General features: G+C 58.9%; 12 protein-coding genes and 1 other RNA gene. 2 read left to right on the forward strand and 11 right to left on the reverse strand.

The genetic code is table 11. The features are described 5' to 3' along the window. Positions 1–103: 103 nt before the first annotated feature. The 7 genes from ACYQ2I_RS13035 to ACYQ2I_RS13065 all read right to left on the reverse strand — a co-directional run bounded on the left by ACYQ2I_RS13035 (position 104) and on the right by ACYQ2I_RS13065 (position 10,626). Positions 104–1,354 carry a prepilin peptidase gene (locus tag ACYQ2I_RS13035; protein WP_460167457.1) on the reverse strand — a complete coding sequence of 417 codons (1,251 nt, stop codon included), beginning with the start codon at positions 1,352–1,354 and terminating at the stop codon, positions 104–106. Beyond that, positions 1,351–1,884: a shikimate kinase gene (locus ACYQ2I_RS13040; protein WP_460167458.1), complete on the reverse strand. Its 534-nt coding sequence runs from the start codon at positions 1,882–1,884 to the stop codon at positions 1,351–1,353. Before ACYQ2I_RS13040 ends, ACYQ2I_RS13035 begins: the two co-directional genes overlap by 4 nt. A gap of 68 nt (positions 1,885–1,952) precedes the next feature. Continuing rightward, the gene (aroE, locus tag ACYQ2I_RS13045; protein ID WP_460167459.1) at positions 1,953–3,434 is read right to left on the reverse strand and encodes a shikimate dehydrogenase; all 1,482 of its coding nucleotides are present in this window, start codon (positions 3,432–3,434) and stop codon (positions 1,953–1,955) included. Positions 3,435–3,724: 290 nt separating this feature from the next. After that, positions 3,725–6,166, reverse strand: a complete 2,442-nt coding sequence (locus ACYQ2I_RS13050; protein ID WP_460167460.1) for a glycoside hydrolase family 127 protein — start codon at positions 6,164–6,166, stop codon at positions 3,725–3,727. Between the two features lie 85 nt (positions 6,167–6,251). Further along, a complete protein-coding gene (locus ACYQ2I_RS13055) occupies positions 6,252–7,664 on the reverse strand; it encodes a sulfatase family protein (protein ID WP_460167461.1) in 1,413 nt (470 codons plus the stop codon). Between the two features lie 73 nt (positions 7,665–7,737). Then, positions 7,738–9,354, reverse strand: coding sequence for an arylsulfatase (locus ACYQ2I_RS13060; protein WP_460167462.1), 1,617 nt, complete (start codon positions 9,352–9,354; stop codon positions 7,738–7,740). A gap of 354 nt (positions 9,355–9,708) precedes the next feature. After that, complete coding sequence (locus ACYQ2I_RS13065; protein ID WP_460167463.1) at positions 9,709–10,626, reverse strand: DUF1573 domain-containing protein; 918 nt, start codon at positions 10,624–10,626, stop codon at positions 9,709–9,711. Between the two features lie 719 nt (positions 10,627–11,345). Here ACYQ2I_RS13065 and ACYQ2I_RS13070 point away from each other — a divergent pair. Further along, the gene (locus ACYQ2I_RS13070) at positions 11,346–12,707 is read left to right on the forward strand and encodes an ROK family protein (RefSeq protein WP_460167464.1); all 1,362 of its coding nucleotides are present in this window, start codon (positions 11,346–11,348) and stop codon (positions 12,705–12,707) included. Positions 12,708–12,728: 21 nt separating this feature from the next. Here the strand turns inward: ACYQ2I_RS13070 and ppk1 are convergent, their stop codons facing one another. From ppk1 to ACYQ2I_RS13085, 3 genes are all read right to left on the reverse strand, one after another. After that, entirely contained in the window at positions 12,729–14,939 is a 2,211-nt protein-coding gene (ppk1, locus tag ACYQ2I_RS13075) for a polyphosphate kinase 1 (RefSeq protein WP_460167465.1), read from the reverse strand. 66 nt (positions 14,940–15,005) lie between these two features. Next, positions 15,006–16,589, reverse strand: coding sequence for a Ppx/GppA phosphatase family protein (locus ACYQ2I_RS13080; RefSeq protein ID WP_460167466.1), 1,584 nt, complete (start codon positions 16,587–16,589; stop codon positions 15,006–15,008). Between the two features lie 332 nt (positions 16,590–16,921). Continuing rightward, positions 16,922–19,678, reverse strand: coding sequence for a serine/threonine-protein kinase (locus tag ACYQ2I_RS13085; protein ID WP_460167467.1), 2,757 nt, complete (start codon positions 19,676–19,678; stop codon positions 16,922–16,924). Between the two features lie 521 nt (positions 19,679–20,199). Here ACYQ2I_RS13085 and ACYQ2I_RS13090 point away from each other — a divergent pair. After that, positions 20,200–20,682, forward strand: a complete 483-nt coding sequence (locus ACYQ2I_RS13090) for a hypothetical protein (RefSeq protein ID WP_460167468.1) — start codon at positions 20,200–20,202, stop codon at positions 20,680–20,682. 94 nt (positions 20,683–20,776) lie between these two features. On the opposite strand, the gene rnpB is transcribed toward ACYQ2I_RS13090, so the two are convergent. Next, an RNA gene (gene rnpB, locus ACYQ2I_RS13095) (RNase P RNA component class A) lies at positions 20,777–21,175 on the reverse strand. Between the last annotated feature and the right edge of the window lie 31 nt (positions 21,176–21,206).

Genomic DNA, 21,206 nt, shown 5'->3' on the forward strand with positions numbered 1-21,206 from the left:
GAGGATGGTAGCAATTGCCCACCGTCGAAACAAGACGGTTTTTTTGCAACCCTCGGCGAGCCGGAAAAGAAAATAGGCAATCCAGGAAAAGCAGAAAAACTCTTTAGGCTCCGCGAAGAAAACGCCAAAGCAACAAAATGAAAGCCGAACCCACGATACACGTAACCAAGAGCAAAATGAGCACCGGCCCCAACGCAAACCAACTTACCGTGCCGCTCCAGATTCCCGACCAAAAGATGACCACCGTCGCCGCCCCCAAACACAAGAATGGTCCGTAGGGAATGCGGTGATCTCGAGTCGCAATCAGGATCACAAGCCCCAACGCCAAGCCGAAGAACGGCGCCACGAAAAAGGCCATCAACGAAGCCTGCCACCCCAAAAACGCGCCGATCATCCCCATCAGGGTCACGTCGCCGAACCCCATCGCCTCACGATCCAGGACGAGACTGAAGACGATCCGGATAATCCACGTGATTCCAAACGCGGCGATCATCCCCACCAGCGACGAAAGAAGCCCCTGCCAGTGATGCCCGTCGAGCTTCCACACGACGGCAATCACCACCGATCCGACCACGCCGAGCCCGGCCAAGCCGTATGTCGATCGAGAACGGCACAATCGAGCCAATGCCAATTCCACGGCCCTGCGCCAACCGTGACGGCTATACCACGTGCGAGGCATCAGCGCAAGACACCAGAACCACCAGCAGGCCAAGGCAACGGCCAGCGGCTTCCAATCAGCCCCTCCGGCCAGCCAGTCAGGAAACGCGCGAGGCGAAGCCAACGTCAAGAATCGATAAGCACCGCCCCGCCCGGGACCGGTCAAAAACGGAAACCCGCTATCCAAGTTCGGACGAACGACATCGGGCAACAGCGACCACGGCAGGGACGCCGCCAATGCCAAGCCGATCAACGTGCCGGGCACGACGATCGCATCGGGAATGATCTGCTCATCCCAGTCGATCAACGAAGCCGCCAGCATCAGCCAAGCCAGCACCGCGTGCGCCGAGAAAATGGCGTACAGCGTCGAGCGGTCGGGCAACGGCCCCTCCCACAAGATGTGACGGCACTGTTGAACTTCCCACCAATACAAGAGTGGCAGCGCCGTCGCGAACGCAGCGGCGACGAGAAAAAAACGCAGCCGGCGAGCCCGCGAAAAAAACTCGTGCGGTGCGAGCCCCAAATACACAAAAAACGAAGGGCGTTTCGGCGGCGCCGAAGCCTTGCCCTTCGGCTGAGAACGATACGGCTGAAGCAGCAACTCGACGACGGCGTTGGCTGCCCCGCCTGCCGCAAAACCGACGAGGGCCAGAATCGTCAATCGCCATCCGACGGGAATCGCGTCGATTCCGTTCACGTTTTCCCCTCGACGAAGGGTCGAAAGTGCGTGAGGATCTCCTCGGCAATCTCTTCGGGCGAGCGATTCTCGGTATCGACGATCCAATCGGCCACCTTGCGATAGATCGGCGAGCGTTTTTCCAACAGATCGATCACCTCTTGAAGACCGCCGACGTTCGTCAAGTTCGGTCGCCGCTGGGCCGACAAAGGATCTTGCGTCATTCGCCGGTGGATCGTCTCGGGCGTAGCGGTCAACCACACGGCCTTTCCCGCCTTGCGGATTACCTCTTGATTCTGCGGTCGCAGCGGAGTTCCCCCGCCGCAAGCGACGATCCGCCTCTTTCCCTCGCATAAGCGAGCCAACACGCGCGACTCGATGTCCCGAAAATGCGGTTCCCCGTCCTCGGCAAAGATGCGATCGATCGGCTTGCCGGCCTCACGTTCGATCTCAGGGTCGACATCATGCCATTCCCAGCCTAACCGTTCGGCCAAAAGACGAGCGACAGTCGTTTTTCCGGTTGCGCGATATCCGATGAGTATCAAGTTCATGGTCTATTGTCGACAATCGACACGAAAATTCCTTTACCGGGAAATGCTCACACTTGCAACGGTGCGTTTCACCACTTAGCGGCTGAAGTCGCCCGCTTGATCACCTCACGCATCAATTGCGCCGGACCTTCTCGGCCGGTGAACAACTTGAATTGCAGGCACGCCTGACGGACAAACATTTCCACGCCCGTCACGACCTTGCAGTTGCGGGCCCTCGCCTCTTTGATCAGCAGCGTGTTTTCCGGATTGTATACCGCGTCGAAGACGAGCATGCTCGTCCGCAGGTGGTCCGAAGCAAACGGCGTTTCGTCGACGTTCGGGTGCATACCGATGGGCGTGCAGTTGGCGAGCAAGTCGGGCTCGACGTCATAACGATCGTCCCACTCGACAAACCGGCAACGGAACCGTTCGGCGAGCTGCCTCGCCTTTTCCGCGTCGCCGTCGGTGACGACGACGTCGGCCCCACATTGCAGCAGCCCGAAGGCCACGGCTTTCCCGGCGCCCCCGGCCCCGAGTACTAGTGCTTTCGAGCCTTTCAGGCAGTCGGGACCTTTCCGTCCCAACGCCGCTTGAATACTGTCGATGGCAGCTTTACAGTCGGTGTTGTAGCCCAGTCGTTGGCCGTCTTGAAAGACGATCGTGTTGCAAGCACCGATGCCCTTCACCGAGGCTTCGGCCTTGGTCAACTTGGGAATCACGGCTTCTTTGTGCGGAATCGTCACGCTGAGGCCTTTGATGTCCCATTTCTCGGCCTGATCGATGAAATCCGCCACGTCTTCCCGCGGAATCCGCATCGGCAGGTAGACCTTGTTTAGTCCTGCCTGCTTGAAGCCGGCGTTGTGGATCAGGGGGCTCAAGCTGTGACCGACCGGGTCGGCGATGACGCCGTAGACCTCCGTTTCGGCGTTGATTTCGTCGAAACGATACACGTTCTTCACTTGATCGAAGCTGAGCTGCCCCGGCGCCAGCGCCCGTTCTTGATGGAAGGTCGCATAGGTGAACGGCGAACCGTATTTCCCGCACAAAATACGCGACGGTATACCGATATCGCCCATACAGAACCCGACCGTGGGCACGTTCGCCTTCGACACCAATTCGAGCATGCGGAAGTTGTCTTGCGGATGGTTCGCCATCGTGCAAATCTTCACGATGTCGGCATCCATCGCCGCCATGCGTGCGTGGATTTCTTCCAGGTTGTCGGGCGTCTTCCGAAAATCGTGATGACTGATGATTCGCTTGGTCGGCCCGAAACGGGGAATCTGCCCGGCGATATCGTCCTCCAGGTCGACATAATCGACACCTTCGGCGATCGCCGTCCGCAAAAGCAACAGCCGCTGCTCCTCGGTTCCTGAAAAACGTCCGCCGTCCCGCTCGCGACGACACGACACGATGACAGGACAAGGCCGCTCCTGGATCAACCGCTTGATATTCACCGAACTGCGAATGTAGTCGATCCGCAGTTCGACAAGTCCGGCGCCCTGCTCGGCCATGTGCCGGTATTCGGCAATCATGTGCCGGTGGCGTCCCCGTGCAACACTGACGCAAATCATGTTCGTTCGGCCGTGTGGTCTTGAGATCCGGCGGGCGATTGCCCGCCCGTCTTCGGTTATCGTTTCTGCGATCGAGCCGCTTTTCCGACCATTCGCACGCTCGTGGTCAGCCGCCGAAAAGCGTGCCTATCCATCATGCCACAACGGGGCGGGATTTGCCACCCGGTCCCGCCGCTGGAGGTGCATCGGTGATCTCTACGCCACGGTGCTCGCATACAAGAACGGCGGGCGGTGAAATTAGTTCCGGCGCCCGCCGAGCGTTATTTCCTACCTGCGTGTTCCATCGAGACCTATTTCACGACCACCTCGAGAATTCCGCCGGAAAAGTCGTCTTGCAGGTGCACGGTCATTTGCAATGCATCGGTCTTCACCTTCGCGAACCGAACGCGGTTGTACCGGTCCTTGGCCGTACCGAACGCATCTTGTGTTTCTACCGGCTGCCAGTTTCCGTTTTCGTCGCGATAAGCCAGCGACCAACCGGCAGGCACGCGACACCCGCCGCGTCCCGTGTCGTCGAACCAATAGACCGCAAACTCGGATACCTCCGTCTTCTCCGGCAACGTGATCCGAACCCACTCTTCCGTGCCTTTGTGCGGCCACCACGTCAATCGCGGAATACCATGGTCGATCGAATTCTCGGGTTCAATCCCGTCGTTGACCGCCTGCACCGAATCATTTGGATAGCAGTACGAACTTTCGACGGTCGAGCGAGTCGTCAAAGTGGGAGGAGGCGGCACCTTGGCCAGTTCCTTGCTTCTAGGAATCCAGACCTGCATTTCGTTCGCCCCGCGATTACACCACACACAGTACGGGATAAGCGTCACGCCGACGGGGCGGTCTTCGATCGAACCGTCGTCCGCCCGGTAGGCCCTGCGTGCTTGTCCCTTCAACACGGTCACGCCGCCGAGCAAATCTTTGCGGTATTCCGGCTCGAGGCGGACGTCGTCGGGCAGATAGATGTCGAGCACCTTGCCGTCGTGATCGGCGCCTTCCATGCAGTAGACGATCGGCCCCCGCTCGACGGCGACACGTCCGCGATTGTATTCGACGTTTTCATTGCACAACACGCGGCGCACGGGCATGTCGAACGTGACCGAAACGACATCGCCGGCTCGCCATTCCCGATCGATGACGGCATACCCGGCTTCGCGCGGCGGATGAATCGTTTCGCCGTTGAGTGTGATCTTCACCGGACGATGATCACGCGACGCATACCAGTAAAGGTCGCCCGGCATGGGACGCCCCTCGGCCCAACCGGGAATTCGCATTCGCAACGCGAACTTTGCGGGCTTTTCGGGAGTAACCGTCAACTCGACCGATCCTTCCCACGGATAATCGGTGCGTTGAACGAGTTCGATCTCGCCGCTCGGCAATTCCACACTTGCACGACTACCGACGTACAGGTTTACGTAAACCGACTCGTCTTTCACCGCATACACATAGCCCGGCAGCGAGGGAACGAAACGAACCACGTTCACCGGGCAGCACGAGCATCCAAACCAAGGGCTCCGTTCAAAGCTGCCGTGGTTGAAACGGAATTGCATATCGCATTCCAGGGGGTTCGGGTAGAAGAATGTATCCCCTTTCAACGACACGCCCGCGGGGAAGGCGTTGTAGATGATCCGCTCCAACACGTCGACATATTTCGCGTCGCCGTGCAACAAGAACATGCGGTGATTCCAGAGCGCCAGCGCAATCGCCGCGCACGTCTCGTTGTACGCGCGCAGGTTATCGAGTTTGTACGCGCCCGCGTACCCTTCGCCCGCACCGTGCTGACCGACGTTGCCGATTAGGTAGAGTTTGCGATTGACGACGTCTTCCCAAATGCGGTCGATGGCTTCGATGTACCCCCGATCGCCGGTCAACGCGGCAACATCGGCGACCCCGGCGTAGAAGTAGCCGCCGCGCACCGCATGGCCGACCGCTTCAAGTTGTTCGGTGATCGGCAGATGGTCCTGGCAATACGAACCGTAGATGCGCTCGCGGAGATCTTCTCGTCCCCGCATGTCGATAAAGAACTTCGCCTGCTTCAGGTATTTTTCGTCGCCGGTGGCACGGTAGAGCTTAACCAGCCCGATCTCGATTTCCTCGTGCCCTGGTACGTCGATTCGCTGCCCCGGGTTCGGACCGAACACCTTACACACCAGATCAGCATTCTTGATCGCCACGTCCAGCAACGTCCGCTTGCCGGTCACTTGGTAGTGCGCCACCGCGGCTTCGTACAAATGGCCGACGTTGTAGAGTTCATGACTCGATGCAAGTGCCGACCAGCGTCCGGTTTCCTTTCCCGGAAAGTTGTACTTGGGATCGTTGATCGTCCGCGCCGTGTAGAGATATCCGTCGTCTTCCTGGGCTGCGGCAATCTTCGCGATCAGATCGTCGAGGTACGCATCCAGCTCGGGATCATATGCAATCGCCAGCGTGTACGCGGCTCCTTCGATCACCTTGTACACATCGGAATCGTTGAAGAAGATGCCCGTGAAGCCGCCCTCCTTCAACCCGCCGGCCACCTCGAAATTGGCAATGCGGCCAGTCTCTTCGCATTTCTGGAAATCGTACCAAACGGTCGTCTTGCGGTTCGTCTCCATCCGTGGTGCCCAGAATCCATCTTCAACATGAACGGCCGTAAACGGCACCGGGCGGATGGGATAGTCACCGGGTTGCGCCGCCAGGCTGTTCACGGCGGTCAGACCGGTCATCATCACAATCGTCGATAACCACACTCGATACATGTTGCACTCCCCCGTAATCTGACAGGAAACAATGCGGCGGGAAACGCGACGGATGGTTTGTAGGCAACGATGACGAAGGCTCGGCTCATCGCACGAGATACACTTCGCGCATCGGATCGTTCGTTTGTCTCATCCACTCGGCCAACGCTTTTCGCATTTGCCGAAGCGTGTCCTTGTGTTCGGGGCGTGCGGCAAGATTGTGCAACTCCCCCGGATCGTCGTGCAAGTCGAACAACTGCTCCCTGTTTGCGCCCGATTCGTAGACGATGTACTTGAAGCGGGCATTGCGGATCATGCGTCCGCACTTACATTCCGAAACGACATATTCACGCCACGCCTCATCATGAGCCCCGGCGGCCAAAGCGCGCAAACTCCGACCGAGCAACCCGTCCGGCACATCGGCCCCTGCGTAATCACACACCGTCGGAATCAAGTCGAGCCCCACATTTACCAGGTGCGTCTCGTCGACCGTACCCGGCTTGGTTTCGGGCGGATAGGCCACGATCAGCGGAACGCGGGCGGCTTCTTCGTACGGGATCGATTTGTGTTCCAGGTGATGCGCCGAATCGTGATCCCCGTGATCACTGGTAAAGATGATTACGGTGTTGCGATCCAGCCCCGTCCGTCGCAAGGCATCGAGGACGCGACCGATCTGACCATCCACCCGCTCGGTCAACCGCCGATACGCCCACCGGTGCATCCGCCAATCTTCTTCCGTCCAGTTCCTTCGTACGTATTCCCGAAACGGTCGATACTGCGTGAAGCACGTCGTGATGCACTCGGCCTCGTCGTCACCGATCGCAAAATTCGGCGGAAGAGGGGGGCAATATTTCTCGAAGAATTCTTCTCGCGACACACCGGCGGGCAGCGCTAACGCTTTGGCCAATTCTTGACGCTCGACACGTGCCGTTTCGAATGCGGGTTTGCCGGTCGCCCTTGCGTGGGCGTCGATCGCCATGAAGCAAATGTCGTGTGGATTGATAAACGACGCCACCAAACAAAACGGTTTCTCGTGCGATTCTTGCAGAAACTGCACGCAGGCATCCGCCAAGCCGTCGCGAGTGTCTCGGCCCAGGTCCTGAAAACCCAACGACTCGGGCGTCATCCCCTGCATCCAGTGCGTCTTGCCGCCGAAAGCCGTTTCGTAACCGGCTTTTCGCAACAAGTGGCCCATCGTCTGGGGAAGCATATCTTTGGGAAACGGCTGCTTCGCTTGATTGTTGCTTCTCATCCCGAATCGACTGGGCATATAGCCGGTAAACATGCTGACCCGCGAGGGAGAACAGACCGGGTTCGCCGCGTACGCCAACGAGAATCGCGTTCCCGCCGCTGCGATCGAGTCCATAGCAGGCGTGTGCACGTACTCTTCGCCCGCGCAACTCATCATCCGCCAGTGTTGCTGGTCGGTAATCAAGATCAAAATGTTGGGCTTTTCGGAGGCGAGACAAGGCGTCCACGCGAAAGCCCATGCAAGCAACAAAACCACGAGACGATACATCGCTATTCCTCCGAACGGGGACAACTTCGGGCTTTTCGGAAGAAGTCAGGTTCGCTTCTTGTGCATCTTTTGTTTACTTTGTTTCCGACTCGAACCAACCGTGAGGATTGGGCACGACATGGGCCCGCTTTGCCCATTCGTGCCAGAGGCGACTCATTTCAGCTACACGCTCGGGTTGTTCGGCCGCCAGATCGTGCAGTTCGGTGCGATCGGTTTTCATGTTGTACAGCTCCCACGGCGATTTCGCACCGCGAGCCACCAGTTTCCAATCGCCGACGCGAACGGCTCGATTTCCTTCGTGTTCCCAGAAAAGCGCGTCATGAATCGGATCGTTTCCGCCTTGGAACAACGGTACCATGCTTTTCCCTTCCAACGGAACGACCGCTTGTCCTTGACGGGTGTCGGGATATCGTGCTCCGGCAAGATCGGCGCAGGTGGCCATCAAGTCGATCACGTGCGCGGGCTGATCCTGATACTTGCCGCACAACTTTTCAGGAATTCCCTTCGGCCAACGGACGATCAGCGGCGTCGCGATTCCTCCCTCGTGAACGTAGTGTTTGAAGTAGCGGAAGGGGGTATTCGATGCATTCGCCCACGATTTACCGTATCGCAGAAAGGAGCTTTTCGCCCCGAGCGGCGGCGAGCCCGAATCTTTCGCCATTGCGCCGCCTTCGGCACATCCGCCGTTGTCGGAAAGAAACATGACGACGGTATTGTCGGCCAATCCGCGTTCTTCCAGGGCCCGTAACAACCGACCGATCGCGGCATCCATCTTCCATACCACGGCCGCGTATACCTCCATGGCATCGGCTTCCCGTCGGCGCGCTTCCGGCGTCAATTCGTTCCAATCTTTTTCGACACGATTCGGGGGCGACAACTCCCAATGTTCGTCGATCAACCCCATCTCGCGTTGGCGGGCCAGACGGGCTTCACGAACCGCATCCCACCCGCGATCGTACATGCCGTCAAAGCGGGCGATATCCTCCGCCGGAGCCTGAAGCGGCCAGTGCGGTGCATTGAATGCCACATACAAAAAGAACGGTTTATGCTCGGAAACCGCTTCGTCGACGAATCGGATTCCGTAATCGACGAACGCGTCGGTCGTATACCAACCATCGGGCGCCGGATGGTCGACATCGTAAACGACTTGATTATCGAGCACGATCGAACGTCCCGCATTCGGCGTATAATAAAATCCGCCTCCTTCGGGTACGCCGAAGAAACGATCGAAACCTCGCGATAGCGGCCACCAACTGCGATCGGCGTGTCCCACGTGCCACTTCCCGACGATAGCCGTGAAATACCCCGCCGGTCTCAATACTTCGGCGATCGTCACACACCAAGGCATCAACCGTCCGCGGTATCCGGGAAACTTCTCTCCTGCGTCGGAGGTCATATGACCGACGCCGGCCTGGTGCGAATACAACCCGGTGAGCAACGAAGCTCGAGTCGGACAGCACCGCCCCGTGTTGTAAAACTGCCGAAAGCGAATACCCTCTCGCGCCAGCCGATCCAAGTTCGGAGTCGGAATCTCGCTTCCGTAGCAGCCGATATCCGAGAACCCCATGTCGTCGGCCATGATCAACACGATGTTGGGCCGCTCTGAAGCGAAGGCCAAACCGCTCCCAAGGGACCGCAATGCCAGGACCGAAACCAGAAATCCGGCAATGATGATTGTTCGCTTTACCATTGCTTTGTCTCGTATGGGGGCCACAGATCACCTTTCCACGAACGGACGGCAGAACGGTTCAACACCGTTCACTCCCAAGTCACCGCCCGAAACCGTCGGCATCCCCCACCCCCTGGTCGACAATTGTAATCGCTCTCTCGGCGATTTACGCGTTGCGTGCTTGCGCCGCGCCGTGCGACTGTTCAGCGTAGTCCCCCGGCACGAATCTGCAATGAAATTCCGCGTCGCCCGGTTGAGAACAGTGTCGAAGATCGCGTCGACTATGAAGCGGCTCGGCACCAACCGCCGGCGGAAAACAAAAACGCCTCGACCTGTACAGCCGAGGCGTCCGATGACGAATCGTTTTGTCGACGATCAAGGAATGTTCGGATTGACGACCGCCATTGCCGTGGGAGCAGGCGGCTCGATTCCCAAATCAGTCTCGATCTTGATGTTTCCGGCGATCTTGCCGGGTTCTTCTCCCGCCCTGAAAGTCACCGGGACGACGTGCACGGTTTTCGGCTCGGATTCCTTCTCTTTGGAAAGGTCGAACTCGAACCCTTCCCCTTCACACGAGATCGACAAGATCCGGAACGGTTCCTTTCCACGGATGACGAGTGTCTTGGTCACCGTTTGACCGGGTTTGACGACGCCCAAGAACAGGTTCCCAGGACTGACCGTGATGGGCGACTGCACCATCCCCTCGACCGTGACGGGGACTTCCTCATAACGATAGTCGTTTGTCACCAGTACGATGTGGTCGTTCAAATACCCCACCGGTGCCGATTTGTCGAGATGCACTTTCAGCTTGTAGACAACTTGGTTATAGCTGCGGGAAACCTCCTCCACCTCGGCAGTCATGTTCGGCGGTGTCTTGACGCCGACAATTTTCCAATCGCTTCGACCGGCATACGTGACCGTGACCTCGCGATCGGCTTCCTCGCCCTGTTCCACCGTACCGAACTGAACGCTTTCGGGACTGAACACCACGTCGCTGCGGATGTAGCTTCGGACGTGGAGCTGGACCTCCGCATAGTACGGTTTGTCGAACGTGACGGTGATCGTGGCACCTCTCGCCCCGAGAAAAGCCGTCGAGTTCACCCTGGCGACGATCGCACCTTCCTCATATGTCTTGACCGTCGGATTCTCAACACTGACGATCGTGCAGCCGCAACTCGAACGGGCATTGAGCACGTGCACGTCTTCGACATACAGGTTCTTGAAAACAAAGCGATATTCGGCCTTCGCGCCGCGAGCCACCACGCCGAAATCGTGCTCAAAGTCCGAGAACATCTTTCGTGCCCACTCCTGCCCGAACGCTGGCAGGCTTAGGGTCGCGGCACACACGATACCAAGAATTGCACGTCGTAACATGGGACCATACACTCCCGTCGCTAGAAGACTGTTCATCGAATCCCTGACATCCAACGGGAACCCACCCCATTGCGGACTCCTTCCGGCAGCGACTCACGACGCGCCGAAATGTCGAACACCCTGTAAAAATGGGCGGTCCGCGGCTACTTTAAGGATTCATCGCTGTCACTGTCAACGGCAAATCTGCAAGGCTGGCAAAATAGGAAACAAAAGCAAGGCAACCAGCTCTTCAGCTTCCGTGCCCCGGAATCTAAGCCGTTCGGACATATCAATGGAGATTGCGTCAGAGAATCGTTGCGTGCCGTCGCACGTAAGGCCGGGGCAGGAAAGGCAAGGCTCAGCGTTGGCGGGTTCCTTATAAATTATGCGCATGGAACGCGCTGCGGCAAATTTTTCCGCCTATCCCCCTCTAAATAGCTATCAAAGGCACCGCACCATTCCGTTTGCCGGGAACTCGGCCTGTTTCGCGCAGCGATCTGTCCGCGTCAAACAGATGCCGGTGAGCCAAATCGCGATCCCGCGCATGGGGGTGCAATTTGTCATCGACGTGCTACGATTAACAGGAGCACGGCGGCAACTCTCTTTTGGGGCCCACGAAACAGCAAACGGCATTGCGAACCTTTTCGGGAGTAGGAGTTATGGCAGCCCGACTGTATATCGGTGTCGATGTAGGCGGCACGAAGATTCAGGCCTCGTTGGTCGAAGAAACCGGCGGCATCCTTGAATCCCATCGAATTCCCACCCCCCGCGATACGGAACCGCAAGCAGTCGTCGAGGCGATTGCGCAAGCCATCGAGGCCGTGCTGGCCGAAAAAGGCGCCGACCGAAAAGACTTGGCCGCCATCGGGCTGGCCATCCCGGGTGTAGTCGATCACTCCTCGGGCATGATCGTCGTTACTCCGAATATGAATCTGGGGGGCATCCCCATTCGGAAAGAGTTGGAACCTCGCTTCGGGGTTCCTGTGGCTTTAGGTAATGACTGCAATTTAGGCGCCTTGGGTGAAGCTTGGATCGGAGCGGGCCGCAACGCCAAAAGCGTTTTTGCCATGCTCGTAGGCACCGGCATCGGTGCCGGATTCGTTCGCAAGGGCAAGTTGTGGCGTGGCGCCCGCGAGGCTGCTTGCGAAGTCGGGCACATTGTCATGGAGATCGACGGCCCGGTGTGCGGATGCCAAAACCGTGGTTGCTTCGAAGCATTGGCAGGACGGGCCGCGATCGAGCGCGATATTCGAGCAGCCGTCGACTCGGGCGAGTCGACCGTTCTCACCGATATTCTCGAAGGAGACTTGTCCGTCATTCGCAGCGGTGCGCTGCGTCAGGCGCTCGAAGCCGGCGACGAGCTGGTCACGCGGATCATGCGTCGTGCGTCCGTCGTGATCGGCAACGCATGCCTGACGATTCGGCACTTGATCGACCCCGAAGTCATCGTCCTCGGCGGCGGCGTCATCGAGGCTTGCGGCGAATTCATGTTGCCGATCATCCGCGAGATCGTTGCGGCCGATCGGCTTCCCGGAGCACGACCGGGCGGGCATATCCGTCTTTCGCGGTTGGGCGACGACGCCGTGGTTCTGGGAGCGGTGGCCTTGGCACGTCGGATGGTGGGGCGCAATCCGTTCAAGAAGCGTTACCGCATTTTGCCTCAATACCCGACCGTCGAAATCATCGACAACGGCATGGCGTTGGTCGGCAAGAAGAGCTTCGGCGTCGATTTCGTCGTCCAAGCAGGCGGTCAAGCCAAGAAGCGCAAGTTCTGGAAATCGACCGAAACCGAGCAGCAACGGCAGGTCGTGCCGCGCGACCTCGCCCGCTTGTGCCGGGGGGGGCCCGAAGTCATCTTCATCGGTACCGGCGGAACCTCTTCACTGGAGGTTCCCGAGATCGTCAAGCGGTTTGCCGAAGACCGACTCGTCGAGCTGGTCGTCGCTCCGACCGCCGAAGCCGCTAACCAATTCAACGCTTGCACGCGACGAAAAGCCGGATTGTTTCACCTGGCCAAATAATCATCGGCGCGCTACAGCACATCAGCCTTCGGGGGTCTTGAGCGGTTTATATCGCAATGTGGACCGATCGGCGTCACGAGCCGCCCGCACGGCTTCCCGATAAAAGTACTCTTGCGCCCGAATCGGTTCACCCTCGCGCGGCACGCGTTCGTAGCTGCCGTCGGGCAACAATCGCCACGCCTTGACGTTGTCGGCAAAGTACACCTTCAACATGCCGATCAACCGCTGGGCTTGATTCGGGTCGAGCACGGGGAAAATCGTTTCCAACCGCCTTTCCAAGTTGCGCATCATCCAATCGGCACTGGACAGGTACACCTCTTCGTGACCGCCGTTGTGAAAGTAAAAGATGCGCGCGTGCTCCAAGAAACGATCGACGATCGACCGGACTTCGATATTCTCGCTCAGCCCGGGCACTCCCGGCCGTAAGCAACAAATGCCGCGAATATTCAGCCGAATGCGAACGCCCGCTTGAGACGCCCGGTAGAGTGCCTCGCATACTTCTTTGTCTTGCAAGGCGTTGCATTTGGCCATGATCAATCCGGGTTGTTCCGGTGTCGACAATTGCCGTTCGCGCTCGATCAGTTCGATGAACCGCTCCCGAAGTTGCTTGGGCTCGACGGTAAGGCGCTTCCACCCGACGGCTTCGGAATACCCGGTCACGAGATTGAAAAAAGCCGCCACGTCCGAAGCGATTTCCGGGTGCGCCGTCATCAACCCGATATCGGAGTAGAGCTTCGCCGTGCTGTCGTTGTAATTGCCGGTCGACAAATGCACATAGCGGCGGATGCGGTCCGTCTCGCGACGCACGATCAACAGCGCCTTGGCATGTGTCTTGTACCGCGCGATACCGTACACCACGTGACAGCCGGCATCCTCCAATCGGCGAGCCCACTGAACGTTTCGCGCCTCGTCGAATCGGGCCTTGAGTTCGACCAAAACAGTGACTTCTTTGCCGTTTTGGCCTGCTTGCTCTAGAGCTTCAATGATCGGCGAATCACCGCTGGTACGATAAAGCGTTTGCTTGATCGCCAAGACGTTCGGATCCTCCGCCGCTTCGCGAATCAAGCGAACGACCGGCTCGAAACTTTCATAAGGCAACGAAATCAACACGTCGCGATCGCGGATCGTTTCCCACAGATCCTCCGCGTCGAGCAAATCCCGCGGCGTTTGGGGCGGCCATTCGGCATCCTTCAAGCGATCGTAGCCGGACAATCCCACGATCTGCCACAAGGCTTTCGCGTCGAGAATTCCGTCGATCGGATAGACCGCATCGTCTTCGAGTTCCAACCAGTCCGCGAGCCATTTCACCAATTCTTGGGCCAACGATTGCTGATGTTCCAGCCGGACTGCGGCGCGCCGCCGGCGATCGAGAACCGCCCGCTCGACAACGTTCAACAGGTCGCTGGCGTCGTCATCTTGGATCGGCACATCGGCATCGCGGGTAATGCGGAATACACCGACCGATTGCACGCGATAACCGGAGCACATGCGTTCGGCGAACGCGGCCACGACGTCTTCCAACAAGGCAAACCGATGCCCGGTCTCGGTCGGCAAGGCAACGAATCGGGGATATCGAGTCGGAACCGGAAATACGACGATTCGCGGAACATCCTCCCCATTCTCCGGCTCCTCCGTGCTCTTGCGGCGAACGGGTTTTCGACGCGAGCGGCTTTTTTCGCCTTCCGCCGTCGTATCTTCCTCGGTGCCGACGCGTTCCAACTTCGCGACGACGTTCAATTGAAGCCCCGGCAGCAAAGGCGGCGGATCCAATTCGGCAATGGCCAACGGTGTCAAAATCGGCTGGATCTCGCGTTCGAAGTAACCGGCCAGAAAACGGCGATCGTCGTCGGTCCATTCGTCCCGCGTCAACACGACGATCCCGTGTTCCCGCAGGGCCGACAGTACTTCGCGAATTCCTCCGCTTTGCTCGTCCACCATCCGATGAACCCGAGCGGCGATCGCCCGCAACTGTTGATGCGGCGACATGCCCGCCGGATCACGTTTGCGCACGCCGGCTTTGACCATTTGCCGGAGTCCGGCTACTCGGATCATGAAGAACTCATCGAGATTCGAGCTGACGATGGCCAAGAATTTCAAGCGTTCCAAAAGCGGCAAATCTTGCGACAATCCCTCCCGCAACACGCGATCGTTGAATTCCAACCAACTCAATTCGCGATTGAAAAACCGATCGACTCTGCCGGGCGTTTTCTTTTTTTGCGTTTTCTTCGCCATCTGTTTGCTTGTGTGGACTCAGACTTGATCGTTGCTGGAAGCGACTCCGAAGCGTATGCGTTTTCCTTACAGAGAAACGCCGCCCTCCAATCGCACTTTCATACCGTAAACGTCTTCGAACATGTCGCCTTTGAGTGCCATCGCTCGTCGTTCGAGGACAAGGTCGGTATCATCGTCGACCTCGATGAACAATTCGTCTTCCTGACGCACGAATCGGACGTTTTCCGACCGCTTGATCGTCCCGCGAGCCAAGGCGTCGGCCACCCGCAAAATCGCGGCCAACTTGTTGACGATCACTCGATTTTCCCGCGGCAAACTCACGTATTCGGTATGCGAATTTTTCGGAGGGCTTCGGCGATGGTAACGCGCCACGTGGGCAATCAGCTCCATCTCTTGCCTTGTCAACCCGAAGATCTCGGAATTCGAAATCAAGTAATAGCTATGCTTGTGATGGGCCATCAGGCTCACGAAGCCGCCGATTTCGTGCAAAATCGCCGCAACCCACAACAAAAGCCGATAACGCGATCCGAGAGCGTGATCCGGTTCCATCTCGTCGAACAGCTTGACCGCCAACTGGGCCACCATTTCAGCATGGTTCATGTCGGCCCGATAACGTTCGGCCAACGCCCTAGCAGCGTGACAAACGCCCTCCCGAAACGACTCATCGTCCTCGCCGGTAACCTCGCGGGCCAGTTCCAACAACAAGCCGTCGCGCATCGATACGTCGGAAACGATCATCTCGTCGGCGGCAACCTCGGTCAGCATGATGTCGTACGCCAACAGTGCCGGAAAGAGCGTTTCGGCCTCTTCCATGGGCAATCCGAAGCGGCTGGAAATCTTCTCCGGAGACATCCCGGCAAGTTTTTGCAGCAACTTGCGAAAGTCGGCGTGTGCGACGACGGGGGCTCTCGCCGATTTCGTCTTACCGACATGACGCGCGGCAAACCGAACGTCGCCGCCCACCGCAACGAACGAATCACACTCTTCGATCGGCAATGCCCGCTTGGCCGACTCGACGGCACTGCGAATCTGATAGCGCAAGATCCCTTCGGCATTCTCCGGCGAGGCCCGCTCACCGGCCAAGATTTCGTTCAATCGGACCGATCCCAAACGCAATCCGAACGAATTGGCGATCTGCCCATCTTCCAAGACGGTCAGCAGCGTGCTGCCGCCTCCGACGTCCACGATCAGCGTTTTTCCCGTTGCGATCCCCTCGATATCGCCGATCGAATGCAGCACCGCATCGACGGTCAATCGACTCTCCTCGGCGATGCTGATGACCTCGACGTTGAACCGGCATGCCAGGAAGATCCGGTCAAGAACGTTGTCGGCATTCGACGCTTCACGTAACGCGCTGGTCGCCACGGCACGCACACGCTGCACACCGTAGACGTTCATCATTTGCTGATAATCCCGCAGAATGTCGACCGCCGCTCGCATGCTTCGTGCACCGATACGTCCGGTTCGGAAGGTGTCTCGACCCATCCGTACCGGACGATGCACGCGCTCCAGCACATCCAGTTGTCCCTGGGCAACGACCTGAGCGATCATCATGCGAATCGCATTCGACCCGATGTCGATCGCGGCCACGACAGGCAAATTGCCGTCGGGCTCCTGGGCCGACCGCCTTCTGGGGGATGTTTCGTTCATGAACGCGTTTTTACCTTGTCTGCCAGTTCGGAGAATACCTTCGACCGCACGCGCCGTTCCCTAAAAGAATCGGCCCGCACGGCGGCATGTGTCACCTTCAACCGATTCCCGGCCCAAACTTGTTCTCCGGGAAAGGCTCCCTTATTGTACCGAAAGAGTTTGAAGGGCCAACAGCGTGGCCGCAACAGAAGCCACTAAGCGCTGCTTCCATGGCATCCCGCAGCGTCGCGTCTCGCGCCGTTGACGACCGCGCCACAAAGGCAATCAGAATTTACGGCAACTAGACAACGAGCGACGTTCAGGCAAACTGGCCCGTCTTCGAAGTTGCCGTATCACTCGGCGCCCCCGATCTTGCCATCTTCCAAAATGGTACTGTCCGAGAGGTCACAGCCGATCTCGCCCGTCACCCCCAACGCCGAATCATCCAACTGCGGATCGATCAAGCGATAACGAGCCGGTTCGTGCGCGGTAATCGGAGCGTCGTGAGGGAGCAATTCCTCCGCCCAAGGAACACCGTTCTGGACGGCCAGCTTTTCGTCTTCCCATCCCCAAAAGCTCTTCCATCGGTCAAAGCCCAACCGCAACGGCGGAGTTGCCGGATCGAGCGATCGAATCGTCCAGAAATCGGTGAAACGTTCGTAATAGTTTCGTTCACCTTTCCAAATGAACGAAGCGACAGCCCCGTCGATCGTCGTCACTCCCAATTGCTCGACGAATGAGACGCCCGGCGATCCGATGTAAATACTTGCCGCGCTTTGCACGGAAACGGGCAACGAAAAGATACGCTGATCGTCGTGGTCCATCTGACACAATCCCCCCCCCAAGTACGCCGTGGTTCGAAGCAGTTGCACTCTCACGCCCGCATCCAAAGGCGGGGATTGCGTCTGGCCCGACACACTCAGTGCAGGCTGCCGCAAGGCCAGAAAACAATTTTGCACGGCCACATCGATCGTTGCAGCGGCGTCGACGCGCAGCAGCGCTCCTTCGCCCCGCACGACGCTGTCGCGCAAATCGAAGACGATACGCGGCGATTCCGAGCTTTCCCCTAGCAAAACTCGCGATTGCGCATCGTCCACCACCCGAAAGAAGACTACCGGGGCGTGTTCCGCGACCAGCGACTCTTCGGTTGCCCGAATTGTCAGCGCTGCGTCCCGAAACACCAATCGGGTTCCCAAATCGGCTTGAAACAGCGCACGATATCCCGAAACCACATCCCGCGGAAGCTCCGCTTCAATATGCACCCCTTGCCAGGTCAATTCGGCACCGGCCGCCCGAATCCAATCCCGGCCCGCGGCCAACGGCGACATTCGTTCGGACGAAAACTTGAGAACGGGGCGTCGCCCCGGTGCGGCCCGAATCGTCAACCGCCTAGCCCGCAGATCGATCGGCGCAATCTCCATCGGCCCGTCGAAGTCGAGCGCGACCGTGTCGCCGTCGGCAGCCGAACGGCAAGCCTGCTCGAATTCGACGCCGCCGTCCCCCTCACCGTCGTCTGCGCGTACAACGATGGTCTGCCCGGAAGCCTCCACCGGAACGGCGGACTCGGACGAAATCGCCGCTGTTCCCACACCGGGAAACCCACGCCGACCAAACGGTTCTTCGCGGGGAAACGTTCCGTCAGTCCCCTGAGCAACCGTCGCCGTTGTCTCGCCGCCGGGTTCCCCCTGACCAAGACGTTCACTTTCGGCTGTCCCCTCCTCGGTCGTCCCTCCCTCGGCGATCGCCGTCTCACCCCCGCCCGACGGCGTCGTCGAGGGGCCAGTGCCGCCGACGGGATCCGGCGGCGTGTCGAGAGGCCGCACCGGATTCGGCATCTGTAAACCGTGTGGCGACGGCAACTCGATGGAACCGCTTCCTGGTGTCCACATCCAGTCGAGCAGAATGATGAGCGCCAATGTCGCGACCGCCGGGAGAACCCACGGCAAGTGTCGGCTCGCGTTTTTTCGCGCGGAGCCGGGCGTTCCACCAACGCCCCCACTCGGTCGAAAGACGCCGGATTCGTATGCCGCCCGCAGTAAAGCCTTGGCCACCTCGCCGGGCGTTTGATACCGATTCCGCGGCGCCTTCGCCATCATCTTTCGCAGTACGCGCAAGATCGGCTCGGGCACATCGGACCGAAACTCGGTGATCGGCGGCGGATCGTCACCTTGGTGCTGAAGCAGCTTCTGGAGCACCGTCCCGCCGGGAAACGGCGGTCGCCCCGTAAGCATATGGTACAGCGTGCATCCCAAGGAATAGATGTCGCTGCGTGCGTCGGCAACACGCGGATCGCGCGCTTGCTCGGGAGCGATATAGTCAAAGGTTCCCAACGTGACGCCGCTGGACGTCAGGTCCTGTCCCGGAGCGTCGGGCGTGTGGATCTTCGCCAGGCCGAGATCGATCAGCTTCGCTTTACCTTCAGGGGTAATAAGAATGTTCGAAGGCTTAATATCCCGGTGCACGACAAATCGTTTCGAGGCGTGCTCGAGGGCCTCGGCGATCTGAATCGTATAGTGTACGGCATCGGCGACCGGCAGCGGCCCGCGTTCTTCGACCAACTTGCGAACGTTGGTTCCCTCGATGAACTCGAACGCGATATACGGTGTACCGTCGGCAATGCCGGAACTGTACACCTGGCAGATTCCCGGGTGATTCAGCCTCGCTGCCGATCGCGCCTCGTTCTCGAATCGTGCGTACGTCTGAGGATCCGAGGCCTGTGCCGCCGTCAACACCTTGAGAGCGACCACTCGGTTGAGACGAGTATCCAGCGCCCGAAACACACGGCCCATTCCGCCGCCGCCCACGAACGCCAACAGTTCGAACTCGCCGACGCGACTTCCCGGCTCCAGTCGCGGGGCAATGATCTGCACCCCCAAGTCCGAATTCGTATCGCTGGGAGCCAGTTTCCCGGGCGACGAAATGACCGTCGGCTGATCATCGGACGTCGGTACCGATTCGCCGATCGGCTGCTTTCCGGGCGCTTCGTCTCCCTTTTCGGAGTAGGTGATCGATATCTGCTCCGAAGAAGAAGATCTCGGGCTGTGCGGGGAATCGTCTTGCATCAACTCGCGCTGCGATCTGCCGAGATGGTGGCCAAATTGCGCCGCCACGGCAGGCGTTCGGCTCGTAGCCCCCGCCAAAGCGGGCACACAGCCGTATTTTACCAAGAGAAGAGAAGATACGACGCCGATTTATTTTTTCCATTCTAATTGCTCCCCTCGACGACCGTCAAACAAAACCCCTCCCGCCCCACAAGACGCACCGCCGGCCGCATTCCTACCACCCATTAGGACCATGCAATATTCGCCGCAACGCAACCACCCGGCACGTCCCCCAAAAACCCCGCAGCTTCCCTAAAGAAGACACTTTCGAAATGAGACATTCCTCACAACTCCTTTTCGGGCAAAGGGTTGCGATCCGCGAAAATCTGCTTTCACCCGCGCCACAGCAAGCACCGCTAGCACCCCGACAATTCGCCACAGTTGCGCGTTGCAATATCGCAACAACCACAGTTTGTGTGCCGGAAAACACGGAGTGATTCTGCTGTTGGCGGTGTCGGTCGTCGGTTGCCCTTTGCCGAGGATTGTGGGCGAGACACGGAAATCGGAAACACGCCACGGAGGATCACGAAATGACGACCGGAAAGGCCACGCCTCAAGCCCTCACCCCCGACATCGAGCAGCGTTGCCGCAAGATCGAAGAAGCCGCTGACCAGCTCGTCGTCGAAGGCGCCGATTGGGTCACGTTTTTTAACCGAATCTTGGGGGTGGACGGCCTCGTGCGATCGTTGTTTCCTCGACCGGAGGATTGGAAGACCTTCGAAAACACGCCGACCTACCACCGCGTGCAGTATCTGTTGACGATGCTCCGCTCGCAGCAAGGCAATCAGCCCAAAAAGGATGAGCCCTTGACGATGATTACCGTCCGGGTCCCCAAGAGCATCCAAGAGGCCCTCGCTCAGGAAGCATGGGAACTTCGCACGAGCATCAACAGGCTATGCATCTCCAAGCTCTTGCAGATCATCGATCAAGAGTACGTGCCGCAAGCGAGGCAATTCGGTGGTCGCCGGTCATCCGGCCGTCGCGAACGCCGACAGCACGAAGAACAATCGTGACCAATCGCGCAGCCGGGGCAGCGATTCTGCTTTTCGACCATGTCGACGGGGCGACTCGAACGGGATTTGCTCCCTGGCTAAGCGCAACAGAAAAGCCTCGAGAAGGTCGATAAGCCGGGTTCTGTCACCCCTATGGGTGTGGCGGCCATTTCTCTGGGCCGAACGGTTGCCCGTCGGCTCTAGCGGTCCACCCGGAAGGAAAACGGCCGGGATCAAGCCGCGGATCCGAAAGGGATCCCTCCTTCCTGCTTGACCTTGCTCCCAGTGGGGTTTGCCTAGCCAGGCCGGTCACCCGACCTGCTGGTGAGCTCTTACCTCACCGTTTCACCCTTACCGCACGGTTACCCGTGAGGCGGTCTGTTTTCTGTGGCACTTTCCCTGGCCTCGCGGCCGGTGGGTGTTACCCACCACTGTGATCCCGTGGAGCCCGGACTTTCCTCTCGGCGACCGGTCGAAATTCGGCCCATCGCCGAGCGACCGCCTGACCTTCTCTCGGCTCGGTATTATTATACGCGGCTTCCGCT

This window comes from Thermostilla marina (assembly GCF_054657455.1).

Excerpts from the sequence above, each read along its gene's own strand:
- ACYQ2I_RS13040 (WP_460167458.1), bottom strand. The coding sequence starts at position 1,884 with ATGAACTTGATACTCATCGGATATCGCGCAACCGGAAAAACGACTGTC.
- aroE (WP_460167459.1), bottom strand. The coding sequence starts at position 3,434 with ATGATTTGCGTCAGTGTTGCACGGGGACGCCACCGGCACATGATTGCC.
- ACYQ2I_RS13050 (WP_460167460.1), bottom strand. The coding sequence starts at position 6,166 with ATGTATCGAGTGTGGTTATCGACGATTGTGATGATGACCGGTCTGACC.
- ACYQ2I_RS13055 (WP_460167461.1), bottom strand. The coding sequence starts at position 7,664 with ATGTATCGTCTCGTGGTTTTGTTGCTTGCATGGGCTTTCGCGTGGACG.
- ACYQ2I_RS13060 (WP_460167462.1), bottom strand. The coding sequence starts at position 9,354 with ATGGTAAAGCGAACAATCATCATTGCCGGATTTCTGGTTTCGGTCCTG.
- ACYQ2I_RS13065 (WP_460167463.1), bottom strand. The coding sequence starts at position 10,626 with ATGTTCTCGGACTTTGAGCACGATTTCGGCGTGGTGGCTCGCGGCGCG.
- ACYQ2I_RS13070 (WP_460167464.1), top strand. The coding sequence starts at position 11,346 with ATGGCAGCCCGACTGTATATCGGTGTCGATGTAGGCGGCACGAAGATT.
- ppk1 (WP_460167465.1), bottom strand. The coding sequence starts at position 14,939 with ATGGCGAAGAAAACGCAAAAAAAGAAAACGCCCGGCAGAGTCGATCGG.
- ACYQ2I_RS13080 (WP_460167466.1), bottom strand. The coding sequence starts at position 16,589 with ATGAACGAAACATCCCCCAGAAGGCGGTCGGCCCAGGAGCCCGACGGC.
- ACYQ2I_RS13090 (WP_460167468.1), top strand. The coding sequence starts at position 20,200 with ATGACGACCGGAAAGGCCACGCCTCAAGCCCTCACCCCCGACATCGAG.